We start from the raw sequence: 1,320 nt of genomic DNA, 5'->3' as shown, positions 1-1,320 counted from the left end.
GCTTCTGGAATGCGATTCGCATATACTGATAGGAGCTGTGAACGGTATATCCGACATCATTCATGGTTAGTTCGTTTGCATTACCCATACAGCGTTGCAGCTCCGCAATTATAAGTCCGGCGCATAGGCCGTCCTCGAAGGCGAATTCATCTTGTGCGCCTGAACAGAGCAATGCCACATTCTTGCGCAGTTTGCATGCAGCATGTGCAGTAGCTTGCGCATTAATGATTGCTCCGGCTAATATATAGTCTGCTTTCAATGCTTTCTGGATGGCACGCGTACCATTTGAAGTTGTTAGCACGATTCGCTTGCCTTCTATACTGTTCGACATGTATTCATAAGGGGAGTTCCCTGCGTCGAATCCTGGTATTTTTTTGCAGTAGCGTTCCCCAGCTAATACATCCTTATCTTTAGCAATTTGTTTGGCTTGGGATACCGTCTCAACGGGAATGACGCCGGAAGCGCCATAATGAAGGGCAGTGATGATCGTGCTTGTTGCACGAAGTACGTCGATTACAATCACCGTACGATGTGTCAAATCAATTGCTCGTGCCTCGTTTACGCTAAGAATGACATCGATATGCATGTTGGTTCCCCCCTTTTTATATTTCTGGTTACGTGTATCGAACAATTAGATCATGTAATGAGATTGAACCATGGCGCTCATTGTATCTGAACGCAGTCCTCTGCGGAGTGCTTCGAAGGCAATAATGTCATGTGGGGATACGTTGCCGATATTCGCCTGCAAACCAACCGTTCGTAAGATTTCTACCTGCTGCTCCTTGTGTGGAGCTTCCCACATCAGTCGGCTAGGCGTATGCACAGCTGAGACAATACGATTGACCAATGAGGTATCACAACTGCCGCTGCAATCGTACACGCCAACCCCCACACCAGATTCTCTTCCCTCAAGCGTCATCCATTCGGCTCCGTGAGCAAGATCTTCTGTAAAGGTCTCTACGATATCGGAGAGAACAAATGGTGTTGAATTATCCTTCTTGCCATACTCTGTACAAACAAGCAGTCCTTCCTCGCTAGCGCGGCGGATGAGCGCATTCCGCTCTTCGCGGGTTAATGTGATTGTGCCGTCTGACACCTCAACACCCGTAAAACCAGTCTCTCTCATCATATGAAAAAAGCATCCACCATGCCTTGCGCGACAGCAATTTCTAAAAACGTACCTCCAGGAATGACAATAACATCATGACGTGCTGCGGCTTCCAGCTTGGTGCTAAGCAGTGAAAGAGGCGTAACGGCAGAGGTTCCAAACCCCAGCTTAATGACGTCGATGTGCTCGTGGGCGAGCTCCAGCATATCCGT

1 protein-coding gene and 1 pseudogene are annotated in these 1,320 nt (G+C 48.2%); both read right to left on the bottom strand.

Annotated elements, in window-relative coordinates; genetic code table 11:
* Positions 1-586 (bottom strand): 2-phosphosulfolactate phosphatase (locus tag AZ66_RS29165; RefSeq protein ID WP_044358141.1); only part of this gene is annotated, 586 nt, incomplete at its 3' end.
* Positions 587-631: 45 nt separating this feature from the next.
* Positions 632-1,314 (bottom strand): annotated as a pseudogene (locus AZ66_RS29160) (phosphosulfolactate synthase).
* Positions 1,315-1,320 lie beyond the last annotated feature (6 nt).

The sequence above is a fragment of the Paenibacillus sp. E194 genome (assembly GCF_000935845.1).
GTDB classification, from domain to species: Bacteria; Bacillota; Bacilli; order Paenibacillales; family Paenibacillaceae; genus Paenibacillus_B; species Paenibacillus_B alvei_B.
The sequence above is the reverse complement of the archived record's forward strand: the minus strand, read 5'-3'. Positions and strand labels throughout refer to the sequence as shown.